This is a genomic window from Trichocoleus sp. FACHB-262, assembly GCF_014696035.1.
GTDB lineage: Bacteria > Cyanobacteriota > Cyanobacteriia > FACHB-46 > FACHB-46 > Trichocoleus.
Window position 1 is genome coordinate 1 of the sequence record NZ_JACJPK010000065.1, and the last position, 15964, is coordinate 15964.

12 protein-coding genes are annotated in these 15964 nt (G+C 51.7%); 6 read left to right on the forward strand and 6 right to left on the reverse strand.

The annotated features are described in order from the left end of the window. Positions 1–88: 88 nt before the first annotated feature. The 6 genes from H6F68_RS12805 (at position 89) to H6F68_RS12830 (ending at position 8022) form a co-directional block, all read left to right on the forward strand. Complete coding sequence (locus H6F68_RS12805) at positions 89–2170, forward strand: ATP-binding protein (RefSeq protein ID WP_190559516.1); 2082 nt, start codon at positions 89–91, stop codon at positions 2168–2170. 305 nt (positions 2171–2475) lie between these two features. Then, positions 2476–3219, forward strand: a complete 744-nt coding sequence (locus tag H6F68_RS12810; RefSeq protein WP_190559518.1) for a PEP-CTERM sorting domain-containing protein — start codon at positions 2476–2478, stop codon at positions 3217–3219. Between the two features lie 96 nt (positions 3220–3315). Next, the gene (locus tag H6F68_RS12815; RefSeq protein WP_190559520.1) at positions 3316–4611 is read left to right on the forward strand and encodes a DUF4331 domain-containing protein; all 1296 of its coding nucleotides are present in this window, start codon (positions 3316–3318) and stop codon (positions 4609–4611) included. 162 nt (positions 4612–4773) lie between these two features. After that, complete coding sequence (locus tag H6F68_RS12820) at positions 4774–6171, forward strand: tetratricopeptide repeat protein (protein WP_313930108.1); 1398 nt, start codon at positions 4774–4776, stop codon at positions 6169–6171. Between the two features lie 31 nt (positions 6172–6202). Then, a complete protein-coding gene (locus H6F68_RS12825; protein ID WP_190559522.1) occupies positions 6203–7624 on the forward strand; it encodes a nickel/cobalt transporter in 1422 nt (473 codons plus the stop codon). Between the two features lie 47 nt (positions 7625–7671). Beyond that, the gene (locus H6F68_RS12830; protein ID WP_190559524.1) at positions 7672–8022 is read left to right on the forward strand and encodes a hypothetical protein; all 351 of its coding nucleotides are present in this window, start codon (positions 7672–7674) and stop codon (positions 8020–8022) included. Between the two features lie 428 nt (positions 8023–8450). Here H6F68_RS12830 and rppB read toward each other — a convergent pair whose 3' ends face one another. The 6 genes from rppB to H6F68_RS12860 form a co-directional block, all read right to left on the reverse strand. Next, positions 8451–9812, reverse strand: coding sequence for a two-component system sensor histidine kinase RppB (gene rppB, locus H6F68_RS12835; protein WP_242065485.1), 1362 nt, complete (start codon positions 9810–9812; stop codon positions 8451–8453). Continuing rightward, entirely contained in the window at positions 9772–10473 is a 702-nt protein-coding gene (gene rppA / locus H6F68_RS12840) for a two-component system response regulator RppA (protein WP_190559527.1), read from the reverse strand. Before rppA ends, rppB begins: the two co-directional genes overlap by 41 nt. A gap of 25 nt (positions 10474–10498) precedes the next feature. Next, positions 10499–10975: a hypothetical protein gene (locus tag H6F68_RS12845; RefSeq protein ID WP_190559529.1), complete on the reverse strand. Its 477-nt coding sequence runs from the start codon at positions 10973–10975 to the stop codon at positions 10499–10501. Beyond that, the gene (locus H6F68_RS12850) at positions 10959–14072 is read right to left on the reverse strand and encodes an efflux RND transporter permease subunit (RefSeq protein WP_190559531.1); all 3114 of its coding nucleotides are present in this window, start codon (positions 14070–14072) and stop codon (positions 10959–10961) included. The genes H6F68_RS12845 and H6F68_RS12850 overlap by 17 nt, the downstream gene beginning before the upstream one ends. Positions 14073–14091: 19 nt before the next feature. Further along, complete coding sequence (locus H6F68_RS12855; protein WP_190559533.1) at positions 14092–15726, reverse strand: efflux RND transporter periplasmic adaptor subunit; 1635 nt, start codon at positions 15724–15726, stop codon at positions 14092–14094. A 106-nt stretch (positions 15727–15832) separates the two neighbouring features. After that, entirely contained in the window at positions 15833–15961 is a 129-nt protein-coding gene (locus H6F68_RS12860; RefSeq protein WP_313930109.1) for a DUF305 domain-containing protein, read from the reverse strand. Between the last annotated feature and the right edge of the window lie 3 nt (positions 15962–15964).

Here is a 15964-nt window from a genome sequence, read left to right on the forward strand (position 1 = left end):
ATATAGCGATATATTAAACATCAAAAGAATAACCTTACTGAACGAACTACGGCGGTTTTCAGCTCTCCGCACTTTTCTGTAATTTTTCATGCCATCCTTATCTGAGCATCTAGAGGCAGTACGCCAGCAGCGATTCGTAGGGCGTACCCACGAGCGCCACCTATTTGAGTCAGCTTTAAACCGAGCTGAGTTGCCATTTTATGTTCTGCATATTTTCGGTCCAGGTGGCGTTGGCAAAACCACACTTCTGGGAGAATTTGCCCGCCTCTGTGAGCCAGCCCAGATCCCCGTCATCCAACTAGATGCCCGCAACATCGAGCCGTCGCCAGAGTCCTTTTTAGAAGCTCTGCGACTTCATCTGAATCTAGCTTCGACCGACTCCCCTTTAGTAGCTTTAGCGGCTCATACAGGTCGGCAGGTTATCCTACTCGACACTTACGAAAACCTCGCTCCCCTTGATAGTTGGCTGCGCGAAAAGTTTCTACCTCAGCTTCCTGCCAATATCCTCACCGTGATTGCGGGTCGTCATGCACCTGCGGCGGGCTGGCGGACTGATTCAGGTTGGCAAGCTTTAATCCATCTTTTACCCTTACGGAACCTTAGCCCAGAGGAAAGCCGAGATTACCTGATCAAGCGAGCTGTTCCGGTAAATCAACATCAGGCCGTGCTCAACTTTACTTATGGGTATCCTTTAGCTCTATCTCTAGTCGCGGATGTCTTTGCTCAGGGGCAAGAGTTAAGTTTTCAGCCTGAAACTGCTCCGGATGTCGTCAAGAACCTCCTCGAGAGATTTGTGCAAGAGGTGCCTAGCTCTGCGCATCGCGTTGCTTTGGAAGCTTGTAGTTTAGTTCGGTTGACTACAGAAGCCTTGCTTGCGGTCATGCTCGATCAACGGGATGTGCATGAACTTTTCGACTGGTTGCGATCGCTCTCTTTTGTCGAGTCGGGGCGAGCGGGTCTATTCCCCCACGATCTGGCGCGTGAAGTGTTAGTAGCTGATTTGCGTTGGCGCAATCCCGATTGGTATGCCGAACTCCACCAGCGATCGCGCCAGTACTACACCCAACGCCTCGGCCAAACTCAGGGGGAAGCACAGCATCGGGTGCTATTCGACTACATTTTTCTGCATCGAGATAATCCTGCGGTTCGCCCTCGCTTTACCTGGCAAGAAACTAGCAGTCTAGTCACGGATACGTTCCGTCCCAGCGATCGCCCCGCGTTGCTTCAAATCGTCACGACCCATGAGGGAGCAGCTTCAGCCCAGTTAGCAGACTACTGGCTCGAAAGACAGCCCCAAAATGTATTGGTGTTTCGAGATATAGAGCAGCAACTGGTCGGCTTTGTCATGACTCTAGCCTTACACCAAGCCACTGCCGCAGATGTGGCTGGCGACCCGGGCACCCAAGCCGCATGGTCTTATCTTCAAACCTATGCTCCTCTACGCTTGGGCGAAGGAGCGACATTATTCCGTTTTTGGATGGCGCGAGAAACTTACCAGGCTGTTTCTCCAACCCAAAGCTTGATCTTCATTAACTTTGTTCAGCATCATCGCCTCACACCGAAACTGGCCTTCACTTTCTTTGCTTGTGCCGATCCAGATTTTTGGGCGGCCATGTTCGCCTATGCCGATTTAACCCGCCTACCTGAGGCAGACTTCACCATTGGGGAGCAGCGCTATGGGGTTTATGGGCATGATTGGCGAGTGGTGTCACCAATGGCTTGGCAGGAGTTATTAGCCCAGCGAGAAATTGCTGCCTCCGCGCAGGCTGCTACTCCTGCACCTCTGGGTGAACCTCTCCTAGTTCTAAGCCAACCTGCTTTTGCGATCGCGGTGCGGGATTTATTGCGGCACTTCAGCCATCCGGATCGGCTCTATCACAATCCTCTGCTGCAATCTCGGCTGGTGATGGAGCGATCGCCTACCAACGCAAATAAAGCTGAGCGAGTAGCGGCTTTGCAGCACTTAGTTCAGGAAGCAGCCGCATCGTTACAAGCTTCTCATCGGGAAGCAAAACTTTACCGAGCGCTCTATCATACTTACCTTCAACCCACTCCGACCCAAGAGCAAGTTGCTGAGTTACTCGATGTCCCCTTCAGTACCTTTCGTCGCCACCTCAAAAACGGTATGGCTCGGCTGACCGAAATCCTCTGGCATCAAGAGATTAGCTAAGCACAGCTCAGCAAAAGTGAACAAAAAATGAGCACTTTTTGGTCTGGAAATTCCTGGCTTCGTCGAACACAGTATGACTGTAAGTTCTGCATGCCTGGCTTGCACTCAAGCGATTTCAGGCATCCCTTATAGACCGACCCCACCCATTAATCAACCGTGCTTTGGATCTTCATCTTGATGCAATGTAATCTATTTTACTTGATTTTCAAGAGATGCCACGAGTGAAACTACGTATCTAACTTTGATGACACTCGTAAATCTGAGTGCGTGAGAGCGCTTAGAAAACCTTCTCAAAGAGAAAAGCAATGAAAAAATTTATACCAGCAATATTGCTGCCTGCGTTAGGGTTATTTTTGGCCGCTAGCCCTAGTTATGCAGTCACCTTAATTGAAATTGGAGATGCAGGCCAAACCCTCAACACAGCTCAAGCTATTCCCTCTGGGCCAACTTTACTAGAGTTTCTTGGTGGAGCCTTAGCAGACAACGATGCTGATCTGTTTGAAATCTTTTTGACTGGGGGACAGACCTTTTCTGCTACCACTATCAGTCTAGAAACCTTGGTGGATTTGCCAGTCAATCAGCTTCTCGGAGCGCCTACTACTCTGCTGGAAGATCCGCAGTTATTTCTATTTGACGCAGAAGGTAAAGGTATCTACGGTAACGATGACAGCTTTGGCTCCCTACAGCCGACGCTGCTCTCTGGCGAGTTTTCTCCTAGCCAATCGGGGCTTTACTATCTAGCGCTCGCGAGTGCTGGCTATAACCCCGTCAGTAACAATGGCGACATTTTTGCGACTGGTACCAATGATGTCCTAGAACCCACGGGCCCAGGGGGTGAATTGCCCCTGAGCGGTTTTGCGGGAACGAGTGCAACCCGTGGCACTTATGCGATCGCCTTGACAGGAGCCAGCACCGCTGCCCAATCCACTCCACCCGCCAGCGTGCCAGAACCGACTGCTGCTCTGGGCCTGATGGCGCTGGGTGCTGGGGCTACTTGGAGCCGATGGAAATCCAAAAAACAGCAACGCGCTTCAGTTCCTCTGACATAGGTACTTCCATCTGGATTTCGCTACTAATCTCGCCCAGATGCCGCCCTACCTCGGCTGGATGCAGTCACTCTTTTATCTTTTTAGGAGACCTCTATAATGCCTAAGCCCCCTACGCTCCATGAGGCTAGCCCCTCATTGAATGAACCCACGACTGCCCCTAAAACTTCTGCCCGCCGTTGGCGCTTTGGCCTTGTGGCTCAGTTAAGCCTGCTAGTTTTAGGGATTGCTTTGACTGCTGGCTTAGCACCTCAATACTTGAAAGCGTCCGACCACGATGATGGTGAGGTGGATACTAAAGGCCGCAATCTGAATTTGACCGATCTATTTGTCTTTCGAGAACAAGATCAGAATCCCAACGCTTCAGCCGGGGATCTGATCTTGATCATGAATACAAACCCGCGATCGCTGGCTCGTCAGCAATACTACTTCAGCACCAAAGCCCGATATGAGTTTAAGGTCTCGCGAGTGGGCAACAATGATGCGACTCCCACAGGTGTACCAGATGTAACGCTACGATTTGAGTTTGACAAGCCCAATGCTAAAGGCCAACAAGGCATGAAGCTGACGGCAATTCGCGATGGTGCGACCTTAGTTGCAAATCAGCAGTTGCAAACTACAGCGCTCAATACTGCTCCCGAAGTCAGCCAGGTGGCGCTCGGTGGTTCTCAGGTTTCTGTTTTTGCGGGTTTACGAGAAGATCCTTTCTTCTTTGATGTGGAGCAATATTTCCGGGTTCGGGGCGGTGCGCTTGGCATTGGGCCAAAAGTAGGTTTCCGCGACCCTAGCACCGCAGTTGATTTTGCCAAAGGCTACAACGTCAACGCGATCGCAGTGCGAGTCCCCATCCGATTTCTGCAAGGCCCCACCGCTACAACAACCTTTGACGTTTGGGAAACCATTTCAGCAGCGGGAGCAAACGGCAAGTTTACGCAGGTGGAGCGCTTAGCCAGACCTGCGATCAACGAAGGTTTGGTTGTAACCAATGACTTCTTGAATGCCTTAAACAGTGTGGGGCCTGATTTTGAAGCGGCCGCTTTAGCGGGCAGACAACCTGCGGCTAATATTGCTGGCCCCATTGTGGGAGAAGTCAAACAGACCCTCCTGGCCTTTGGCAATCCAGAAGCGCGAGCCAATGCCTTGCTCGGTGCCTTTTTGCCTGATGTTATGCGGATTGATACCACAGGCCCAAGTGGCTACGCCAATGCTCTCAATGCCAAGGGCAGTCCAATTCGGGGTCGCTTGATCAAAGATGACGTGATCGATATCACCTTAAGTGTGGTGGCTGGGCAACCCCTGAGCGACAACGTCTCCTATGAAGGTCAACCTGGTAATCCCGCTCAAGGTCACAAGGCACTTGAGCCTACATTCCCTTATTTAGCACTGCCTAACTAAGCCAACCGCGATCGCATCTTGATCCTCCTTGCCCAAGAAACCTTCAATGCGTTTCTCTGCTTTGGTGGTAACGCCTACCCGTAAGTGGGTACAAGGGGATTGAAATGCGTCGCAAGCATAAATGAGAGGGGATGAGATGGGGAGCACTAAGGAGTAAGAGCTGTGAAACTGATAAACTACGACGCTTCAGCAGCTTGGCAAAACAGGCTCAGAGCAGTTCTATCGTCGCCCCGTTTGGTGGCTCTGCCTGTCGTGGGCCTGCTTGTTTTGATTCCAATTGGCTTGGGCTTGTGGCAACAGCAGTCTAGGGCACAGCTCGATCCCTTGTATCGTTACCAGTTCTCTCGCCCTGATCCGGGTAAGGTGACGCAAGCGCTGGAACGAGAGATGGCTTTCTATCAAACTCGGATTCTCTCAGACCCAAAAGGAGGGCTGAATCGGGCAGCCCTGGCTAGAGCTTACTTAAAAATGGCACGTGCCACGGGAGAAAGCAGTTGGTATTTACTAGCAGAGCAAACGGCGCAACAGTCGTTGGCTAACTTATCCTTCTCTAACTCTGAAGCAGTTTTGGTGCTGGCGCGAGTGGCAACTGCAAGACATGATTTTGCTGAAGCTTTGCGGCTGTTAAAGCAAGCCCCAGGTAGCCCAGACGCACTCTCTGTTGCGACCACGGCCCACTTAGCGCTAGGTGATATTGCAGCGGCTGATGTAGCGGCAGAGCAACTCGTGAAGCAAGCTCCTTCTCTAGGAGCTCTAACGCAACGGGCTTTAGTGAAGGTGGCTCAAGGCCAAGATGGAGCAGCGATTCAAGACCTACAACAGGCGATCGCCGTAGAAGAACCCGAGGAAACCGGGAGTTCTGTCTGGGCACGTACCCTCTTAGGGCGGTTGTACTTCAAGCGAGGCCAACTTCCACAAGCACAAGCACTTTACAGAGAAACGTTGCGGATTTTGCCCCAGTATCCCCCAGCTCTACTGAATCTAGCTGAACTAGAGGTACGGCAGGGAAATTATCGGGCAGCAGAGCGTTATTATTCTCAGTTTGCTTTAACTTCTCAAAAATCCCCAACCGTTCATGACCATGTGGTGATGCGTGGCATGGCCCGCGTCAAGGAACTGTTAGGAGATACGGCTGCGGCCCACTCTTGGCGAGATCGAGCAGAGGCGCGTTTACGGGAAGATCTGACCGGGTTTGGTCATCGTCGCGAACTGGCGCACTTGTTGTTAGAACGAGGCAGACCAAAGGATATAGCGGAGGCATTGACCTTGATGCAGCAAGAGGTGCAGGCACGGCGGGATGCTGAAACTCTAGATACCTTCGCTTGGGCCTTATCTAGCGTAGGACGTTGGCCAGAAGCGCGGCAAGCAATGCAGGCAGCACTGCAACCAGGGATTCGAGATGCAGCTTTATTCCACCGAGCGGGTGTGATTGAACAAACCTTAGGCAACTCGGTGGAGGCTCAACATTTTTTCCAGTTAGCCCAAGAAGCAGATCCTACCTTTGATCAGCAAGCTCAGCGGGCTTTGGGTTTAGGTGTAGGACTTTTAGGGTTGAGCTGAATTCTTGATAAGAAGCAGGATTGACAGGGTTATGAATGTTGTGAATAGAAAGTGGTATCGCCTGCTCAGGCTCAGTCTGTTTTCCCTTTTGGGGTCTCTCTTGCTTTGGGTCGTAACTGCAACGCCGAGTCAATCGCATTGGGCAGACTTGGCGGTGGCAGAGATCAGGGTGGCAGAAACTCAAGCTCAGATCACCCTGACCTTTCCTACGGGTCTACTGGCTTCAGCCGACGATAACCAAGACAAACAGCTTTCCCCATCGGAAGTCGCTAAACACCAAACTGAGATTCAGCGTTTTTTGAGCGATCGCATTCGACTGACTGATTCCCAGCGCCAAACCAGTACTTTAACGGTTCAACCCGCCGACACGACTACCCTGCCATCCAATCTACAAGCGACAGCAGGGACTCATAGCACTTTACTCCTGACCTACAGTTGGCTCCGTCCGATTCAAGGCCTGAAGATTTACTACGATTTGTTTTTACCAGGAATACCAACAGCCCGTTGTCTAGCGACCATTTTTCATCAAGGACAAGTGCAAAATGCCATCTTTAGTCCTGAAAATCAGGAATCGGCGTTAATCCAAGGGTCGCCTTGGCAGCTAGCGGCAAGTGTACCGATCGCGATCGCCGGGGCTTTTCTCTGGGGAGCCATGCACGCTCTGACACCGGGACATGGCAAAACTATTGTTGGCGCTTATTTAGTCGGGTCACGTGCTACGGTCCAGCACGCTTTGTTTTTAGGGCTAACGACTACCATCGCCCATACAACTGGTATCTTCGCCCTGGGACTAGTTGCCCTGTTTGCTTCTCAGTTTATTTTGCCAGAACAGCTCTATCCTTGGCTGAGTGCAATTTCTGGGCTGATTGTGGTTGGCTTGGGCCTCAACTTGTTCTTCAGTCGCATGCGCGGCAACCAGTGGTTCAGTCGTTGGTCGTCGCGCAGAAGCCAGAAATCTGCTCACCATCATTTGCATGGTCACGCCGATGAGCATCACCTTCATTCTCACGCTCATGAGCATCACCTTCATTCTCATCAACACGAGCACGAGGCTGACTTAGCTCCTCATAGCCACAGTCAGGGAGGCCATACTCACTCGCATTTACCCCCTGGAGCAGATGGTACTCCGGTTACTTGGCGGAACTTGCTAGCTTTAGGCATCTCTGGCGGTTTGTTACCTTGCCCTTCTGCCTTGGTGTTGCTGCTGAGTGCGATCGCCTTAGGTCGTGTTGGCTTTGGCGTCGTGTTAGTTTTGGCCTTTAGTTTGGGATTGGCAGGAGTGCTGACTGGTTTGGGATTACTGCTGGTTTGCACCAAGCGCCTATTTGAGGGATTGCCCGTCCAGACACAATTAACCAAAGTCCTGCCTGCCTTAGGAGCTTTAGGAATTGCCTTATTAGGAGCAGTGATCACAGTGCGAGCTGTGATGCAAATTGGGTTAGTGACAACTTGAAAAACACACTTTAAAGACACATTTAGCAAAATACGAGGTCAAATATCATGCTGAGATCTTTACGCTTGACCGCCTTAGTCTCTGCAGCCCTAACTGCTTTCTTGCCAAAGGTGGCTTTCAGTCAATTGCCTGTGGGTGAGGCAGCTTATCCTACTGTGGCAAATCCCAACACAGATGTACCACTTTGTTATTTCCAAGGAGAAAATGGACAAACATTTGACCTAGGGAAACTTTGTAATCAAAACGCTCCAAGAGTGGAGGTAGCTTCGACCAGTTTCGGAGCCCAAAATTGCTATTTTGTTGATGCTACAGGTCGTCCTTGCGCTCCACCCGCAAGCCAACCGCAGAGTCAGCCGATGATTAACCAAGTAGTCCCATCCATCCCACTTCGTCCCTAAGAAGTTTGTGCAAGGTTAACCATTGGCCTTGCTGGTGATTCCTGCACTCTATAGCAAGTTCAGCAAGTGGTTAATACCCAAACAAAAAACACCACTGCTGAGACAAGTTTTCCGGTAAACGGGAAACCGCAAACGACCGTAGGCTCTGAGCTATTGCGCATCTAAACATCAAAGGGACGCGCGATCGCTGCAATACAAATGCTCGACTTGAATCGTTGCTAAGCGCCATCTCTCAAAAAATGAGAAAGGCGATCGCCCCCTCCATTTGTAGCTCTGACACCTCCAGATACCTTTGGGCCAAAATGAGCTGAAAAGCCTTAGCTGAATTGAGTTTTGAAGAACTCATTGAGAGGAACTCACAATCTTAACTAGTTGCAAGAAAAGCAACAGAGCAACGACGAAGTAAGCTTTTCAGCTTGACTGCATCCTTACTTCTCTAAAGGCAGGCAAATTGTAAACGTACTACCTCTGCCTAATTCGCTACATATTTTCAAGCTCCCTTGATGAGCCTCAACGATCGCCTTGGCGATCGCTAACCCTAAGCCAGTGCCTCCCGTTTGACGAGAGCGATCGCCACTGACCCGATAGAAGCGCTCAAAGATGCGGGATTGATGTTCTGGCGCAATACCAATTCCGGTGTCTTGAATATGAATCAGAGCGTGGGTATCCACTTGCTCTAAAGTCACTGTCACGATCCCACCGTTAGGAGTGTATTGCAGAGCATTGACAATCAAATTAGAGATCAATCGGCTGAGCTGATTTTCATCTCCTGTGACATATAACGGTTCGTCAGCTCGGATCTGAGCCGTTAACTGAATCGGAGCAGCAATCTCAAGCACCGATAAACTCTCTACCAAGTCACTGATTAAGTCATTGAGACAGCAATACTGATGCCTGTCTACCGACTTCTTTTGATCCATGCGAGAGAGCAGCAAGAGATCTTGCACTAGGGCAGCCAGTCGGTGGTTTTGGCGAGCGATCGCGCCTAAAGTGTCCTGCACATCCTCAGGCGAGAGAGAAGCAGTATTTTCAACTGCTTCTACCGTGGCTCGGATAGCCGCGATCGGGGTGCGTAATTCATGGGCTGCATCAGCGGTGAACTGTTGCATTTGGGCGTAGGAGCGGAAAACAGGCTGCATCGCCAATCCTGCGAGCCACCAACTGGCACCTCCCACGATCAGCATCGAAAGCGGCAATCCGACTGCGAGCAATAATCTGAGGGTGGCAAGATGGTCATCAAATTCCTGGAGCGATCGCCCAATCTGCATATAGCTCCAAGGAACTCCTGTAGCTGTTTTTAGCAACAAGGTAACTTGGCGGTAGCGGCTGTCATCATCGTCGCGAACAGTCTGCCAGCCTTCTTGAGTCGTTGGCGGTGGTAATCCTGGGGGTGGTGAGCTGAGTTGAGCCAACATTTGCCCCGATTGGTTAAAAAAGCGCACGTAGTAGTTGCCTGTTTGGACAATGCCGAGAATGTGCCGAGATTGCGAGTCCTGGGAGCAGCTAGTACCAACCAGACATAACCCTGGTAGGACTTGTTTGACTACAGGTTCAAGGCGATTAGGCTGTTTCAGCTTCGGTTCTAGGGTGTCGTGTAGGGTGCCCGAAATCGACTGAAGTTCTTGTTCTACTGCTTGCCAGTGGGTGTATGCCAACATCTCGTAAGCAACCAAGCCACTGACGCTGAGAATCAGCCCCATGACGCCAGCGTACCAGCCCGCCAGTTGAGCGCGAGTGCGATTAAATAGCTTATTCTGCTGCATGGGCGTGGAGTCGGTAGCCGAGGCCATGCACAGTCTCAATCAAGCCATCACAGCCTGCGTCAGCCAGTTTGCGTCGGAGCAGACGAATTTGCGCTGCTACCACATTGCTAGTTGGTTCCGCTCCCACCTCCCAAAGCTGATCCATCAACTGTTGGCTGGTGACCACTTGGTTGGGATGTTTCATGAAATACTCCAGGGTCTGAAACTCCTTAGCTGTCAGGGCAATCGCCGCTGTCTCCCCACTTGCAACCTGGAGAAAAACTTGGTGGGTGCCGTAATCTAGCACTAGATGTCCCACCTGTAGTTGCGACGGTTGGATTTGGGGCGATCGCCGCTGCAAGGCTCGCATCCGGGCCAGAAGTTCTGCCATCCCGAACGGTTTGACGAGATAATCATCGGCCCCTGCATCTAAGCCTACGACCTTATCTTCCATGCGGTCCCTAGCCGTGAGCAGCAAAACAGGGAGAGATTTTTGCTGAGCGCGGAGTCGCTGGCAGAGTTCTACGCCAGATAAGCCTGGAAGCATCCAGTCAAAGACCGCTAGGGTATATTCAATCCATTCAGTATTTAGATACTCCCAAGCAGCATTGCCATCTTGCACCCAATCCACCACATATTTTTCTCGGTTTAGGACGCGCTGAATCGCTTTGCCGAGATCAACTTCATCCTCTACCAATAGAATTCGCATTCGCTTATGGCTCCAGCCCCATACCCTACTGCTTAAAGCTGAAGCGACCATTCACCTTCTCACCGCCGATATCTGAAAGAATGGCGACTTTATATTCTCCAGCGTTACTCTCCGGCAAGATGGCGGCGTAATGCTGACCTTGCGCGTCATACTTCATGTCTAAGGATTTCTGACTGCCATCGGGTAACTGCACTTGAGCGGTGACTTTGGCATTAGCAACAGGCTCATGATTGTCTCCCTTCTGCAAGAAGAAGTCGATGTGAGTCCCTACCGCTTCTTTAGCGGTCACGAGTTCCAAATGGTAAGGACCAGACTCAACCACTTGTCCTCCTTGCCCCCCGTGAGCGCCTGCTGGGGCAGAGCTGGGACTGGTGGCTGTAGAGGCAGCAGGGCTACCGGTTGAATTAACCGCCTGATTATTGGTCTGATTACCACTGCTGCAAGCGCCCAAGAAGAGGAGTCCAAGGGCGGCAACAGCGATCGCACTAACTTTTAATTGCATAATTTTTCTCCTGGTTGGTAGAAGAGAGGTTAGGAAACAGATGCTTGCCAAACTTGGCATAGAGAGCAGGCAGGACCAGCAGAGTTAACGCTGTAGAGGTGAATAACCCGCCCAGAACCACGATCGCTAGGGGTTGCAAAATTTCCTTTCCGGGTCCGCCTGCCACGACTAAGGGAGCTAACCCTAAGGCTGAAGTAAACGCGGTCATCAGAATGGCGTTTAGCCGCTCCATTGAACCTTTGATCAAAATGTCTTTGAGCAGCATCCCTTCGGCGAACTTGGTGTTGTAGTTGTCCACCAGCAGCAGACCATTCCGGGTCGCGACGCCAAATAAGGTGACGAAGCCCACCAACGACGCGATCGATAAAATTCCTCCGGTTAAAGCCACGGCAATTACGCCTCCTACCAAAGCCAACGGCAAATTGATCATGATCGCAGCCGTGGAAGGAATCGACTTCACCGAGAGATACATGATGATCGTAATCACCACAAAGGCGATCGCGCTGAAGACCAAAATGTTTTGACTGGCGCGTTCTTCGGCTTCAAACTGCCCCGCATACTGAATGTAGTATCCTGGCGGCAACTGCACTTGTTGCTTTACTTGCGCCTGAATGTCATTAACCACCGATCGCAAGGCTCTTCCTTGAGCGTTGGCAGCGACCACAATCAGGCGCGAGACATTCTCCCGGTTGATGGTGTTTGGGCCTGTGCTTTCCTGAATCGTTGCCACTTGAGCCAGCGGAATTTTATTGCCATTCGGCGTATCGACCATCAAGTTCGCGATCGCGTCTATGCTTTGGCGGGCGGCTGGGTTGAGCCAAACCACCAAATCAAAGGTTTGCTGCTGTTCTAAAACTTGAGACACCACTCGTCCATTCAGCGCGGTTTCAATTGTTTCGGAGAGCTGCCCCATGCTCAAGCCGTATCTCGCCGCTGTCCCGCGATCAAATTGGATTTGGATTTGCTCCACCGGGATTTGGGGTTCTAATTGCAAATCTACGATGCCCTCAACCGACTGCATCACATAATTCACCTGCTGACCCAGGATACGGAGTTGTTCCAAATCGGGACCAAAGACTTTAACGGCGATCGCACTTCTCACACCTGATAGCACCTCATCCATCCGGTGAGAGATAAAGCCACCCACATTAGGAGCCGCTCCCGGAACCTGGTTAAATTCCTGGCGCAAGGCTTCCACTGTGGTTTGGCGGTCTTGCATCCCTGCTGGACTTAGCTCCACATCGATGTGCGCCAAATTCACACCCGCAGCATCGGCATCTCCCTCTGCCCGTCCCGCCCGCACCTGAATGGAGGCAAATCTAGGATCGTCCTTGAGCTGATGCTCTAATACTGAGGCGGCACTGTTGGTCGCTTCCAGAGAGGAACCAGGGTAGAGCAGCAGCGTGTTCACTAGCGATTGCTCTTGAAACTCCGGTAAGAAAATCCGCCCAAATGATGGCACGATAATCGTGGTCGCGACCAGGCTAGCCATTGCCAAGCCAAGAATGATGGGCGCTCGCCGCATTGAGAATGTGAGTAGCGGCAAATAGAGTCCTTTAAAGAATCGAGCTACCCAGGGTTCCCGCTCTGGTAAGCGACCATAGGGCAGCAAGATCGCGCATAGCGCTGGGGTCACGGTTAAGGCAACCACACTGGAGGCTAGGACTGCTACCAAATACCCCAACCCCATTGGGATGAAGATGCTGCCTTCAACTCCCGTCAGCGCAAAGATAGGAGAGAAGACCACAACGGTGATAATCGTGGCTCCAAAGACAGAATCTCGCACTTCTTGGCAGCCTTCAAACACGACCTCTAGAACGGGACGGGGGTGGGGGGAATACTTGTTTTCGCGCAGACAACGGTAGACATTTTCCGCATCGACGATCGCATCATCGACCGCAGAGCCAATGGCAACGGCTAAGCCTCCTAAGGTCATCGTGTTCAAGCCCTGGCCCAGCCAATTTAGCGCCAAGATGCCGACGAGTAAGGAGAGCGGCAGAGCGGCTAAACAGACCGCTAGATTGCGCCAATTCATTAGGAACGGAATCAAGATCAGGGCGACGATAATACTGCCTTCTAGCAGGGCTTCTCGGACGTTTTCGATTGAGGCATCAATGTAGGTTTCCTGCCGAAATGTTGTCGCCACTTGGATATCCGACGTTAAACCCGCTTTTACCTCGGCCATTGCTGCTTCCACTTCACGAGTCACGGTGGGCGTGTCCGCCAGCGGCTGTTTGTTCACGATCGCCACCACCGCTTTCTGACCGTTCACGCTGGCATCCCCTCGCTTCACGGCTGCGCCAATTTTGACCTCAGCGACTTCGGTAATCCTGACTGGGGTGCCATTGCGGGCTGTAATTACCGATTGCTTCAGCGCTTCAATGTCTTCAATGCGGCCAATACCGCGGATCAGCTTCTCGCGATCGGGGGTAATTAAATACCCTCCCGGTGCATTCGCGTTGGCTGCTGCTACGGCCTCCGTGACATCCTGCAAAGACACATTAAAGGCTTGGAGTTTTTCCGGTGCCACTAAGACCTGGTACTGCCGCACATCGCCACCAAAGATGATAACTTGAGCCACTCCAGGTACGGCTAAGAGGCGATTGGTGACTTGCCAATCTACCAGCCGTCGCACTTGCATTAAGTCTGTGGTTTGGGAGGTAAAGGCGTAAGTAACGATCGTGCCAATCGGAGAACTAATCGGAGCAACTTCCGGGGTTTCCACGCCTTTCGGTAGCTTGCTCTGAGCTGATTGCAAGCGCTCTGTGACCAACTGTCTAGCTTGATAGATATCGGTGCCCCAGTTGAAAATCACTCGCACTACCGAAATACTGGCCGCACTGGATGAACGAACCGTTGTCACTCCGGGAGTCCCATTGATAGCGCTTTCAATCGGCAGCGTCACCAGTGACTCAACTTCTTCTGGCGCGAGTCCAGGCGCTTCGGTTTGAATTTCGACTTGGGGTGGAGCAAAGGGGGGAAATACATCCAGTGGCATTTGGATGATCGTCCGAAAAATCCAAATTGTGATGACGATCGCGCCTAGAATCACCAGCCAGCGGCGGGCGATCGCCCATTTAATAATGGCGCTTAGCATAAAAGTTCGCTCAATGTCGCTAACGAAGAGAACGCTTTGACTCGGAAGCCTGTGAAGTTATAGGAACGTGAGTCCTGTCCTGCTCCGGAATATCTTGTAAGTCATAATCTTGAAGAGCCCTAAAACCTCGACGATGACGACGATTGGCCCAGTACACGCCTGCCCCAAATGTACCCGCCGCGATCGCCCCTCCCACTGGAATAACCATCCACCAAGGGATTGCGGGTTGGCGACTCGTCGTGGTGGTTGTCTCTCCATGCTCGTGATCCTCAGCGGTTTTGCTGCCGCCACGTAGTGATTGGGCATAGAGTTGCATGGCGCGTTGAGTGACAATGCGATCGCCATCAAAGAGTCCGTTTTTGATCTCAACTAACTCCCCTGAGGCTTGACCCAAAGTCACTTCGGTCGATTGGAAGGCATCGCCGTTTTGCACAAAAACAATCTGCTTTTTGTCATTCGTTTCCACCAGTGCAGACTTGGGAATAGCTAGCACAGGAGTAGGGCTGCGATCGGTCAGAACCTCCAACTCCGCAAACATCCTCGGTTTCAACAGCCCATCAGAATTCTCTAACTCAGCTTTGACAGGCATCACGCGCGTCTCCCCTTGCACAGCAGCGCCAATCACACTAATGCGACCTGTAAAAGTGCGATCGGGCAAACTTGCCACTTTTACTTGCACTCGTTGCCCCGTCTGAATGCGGTCTAGATCTTTTTCATAAATATTGGCGCTGACCTGCACGCTGCTATCGTTGATGATTGTCATCACCTTTTTGCCTGCGTCTTCGCCTGATTCTCCTGTCGTGGTTTCGAGATCGGCCACGGTTCCCGCAATTGGAGCCGTAATGGTAATCGTGCCATCGTCATTGGCATTCGCACCTAGCTGTCGTAACCGAGTTTGGTAGGTTTCGTCGCTCAGATTGACCCGTGACTGAGCTACCTGTACTGCTGATTCGGCATGTCGCAGTTGCGAGGTAGCTTCCGAAACTGATAAACGGCTTTCAGCTTTGGTCAGGGCTGCTTCGGCTTGAGCCAGTTTTGTTTCCGACTCTAGAAATGTGCGTCTGGCGATCGCGCCGCTAGCCAATAGCTCCTGATCTTTGTCAAAGCGCTCTTGGGCAAAACTGACTTCACTGCGAACTTGAGCCAGCTCAGTAGCCGCGATTTTTTGTTGCTGGGCATAGTTCTGTTGCGCTAGTTGCAGATCTGCTTGGGCTTGTTGCACAGATGCGATCGCCTCAGACCGGCGATCAAGAGCTGTGGTTCGCAGTTCTGCCAGTTCCGGACTCGTCATGATTGCCACCGCCTGCCCCGCCTTGACACGATCGCCGGGACTAACGAGCAGACGGGTCACGGTACCTTTTACGGGAGTCGTCACCTCTACCTGCTGATTGGGTAAGGGTTCAATTTGGCCCGTAGTGTTGAGGCCAAAGGCCAACCGCTGACGAGTCACAGGCTCTACTTTCAGCTCCATGAGCTGAGCCGTTTTCGCATCGACTGAAATTGCCCCAGCCGCTTGAGTCGTTTGGCTACTCTCCTGAAATTCGTTGTCTCCATGTCCCTTATGAGCCCAGCTCTGAATTGGAGCGGTCAACAACAGCACAGTTATGAGCGTGCTTGTGAACTGAAAGATAGAAGATTGGGGCAGGGGAGTCATGGCGGTTTCCTGGGTAGAGCGCTTGCTGGAGGGCAATTTTCGCTTGGCGGCGATCGCTAGGCTTTTACTAAGTCATGCAACATGCAGTTTTGGTACTAACTTGTTTTCACCGTTGGTACCAAGCTTGTCGCCATTGCTGCATCTGCTGAATTTCAGCTTCTTGGGACTTGATGATGTCTTGAGCCAGTTGTTTGATTTCTGGGCGCTTGGACTTGCTGAGCGCATCTTGGGCCATCGT

Coding starts and splice junctions, on each gene's coding strand:
- H6F68_RS12825 (WP_190559522.1), top strand. CDS start 6,203: ATGAATGTTGTGAATAGAAAGTGGTATCGCCTGCTCAGGCTCAGTCTG.
- H6F68_RS12860 (WP_313930109.1), bottom strand. CDS start 15,961: ATGGCCCAAGATGCGCTCAGCAAGTCCAAGCGCCCAGAAATCAAACAA.
- H6F68_RS12810 (WP_190559518.1), top strand. CDS start 2,476: ATGAAAAAATTTATACCAGCAATATTGCTGCCTGCGTTAGGGTTATTT.
- H6F68_RS12830 (WP_190559524.1), top strand. CDS start 7,672: ATGCTGAGATCTTTACGCTTGACCGCCTTAGTCTCTGCAGCCCTAACT.
- rppB (WP_242065485.1), bottom strand. CDS start 9,812: ATGGCCTCGGCTACCGACTCCACGCCCATGCAGCAGAATAAGCTATTT.
- H6F68_RS12855 (WP_190559533.1), bottom strand. CDS start 15,726: ATGACTCCCCTGCCCCAATCTTCTATCTTTCAGTTCACAAGCACGCTC.
- rppA (WP_190559527.1), bottom strand. CDS start 10,473: ATGCGAATTCTATTGGTAGAGGATGAAGTTGATCTCGGCAAAGCGATT.
- H6F68_RS12815 (WP_190559520.1), top strand. CDS start 3,316: ATGCCTAAGCCCCCTACGCTCCATGAGGCTAGCCCCTCATTGAATGAA.
- H6F68_RS12845 (WP_190559529.1), bottom strand. CDS start 10,975: ATGCAATTAAAAGTTAGTGCGATCGCTGTTGCCGCCCTTGGACTCCTC.
- H6F68_RS12805 (WP_190559516.1), top strand. CDS start 89: ATGCCATCCTTATCTGAGCATCTAGAGGCAGTACGCCAGCAGCGATTC.
- H6F68_RS12850 (WP_190559531.1), bottom strand. CDS start 14,072: ATGCTAAGCGCCATTATTAAATGGGCGATCGCCCGCCGCTGGCTGGTG.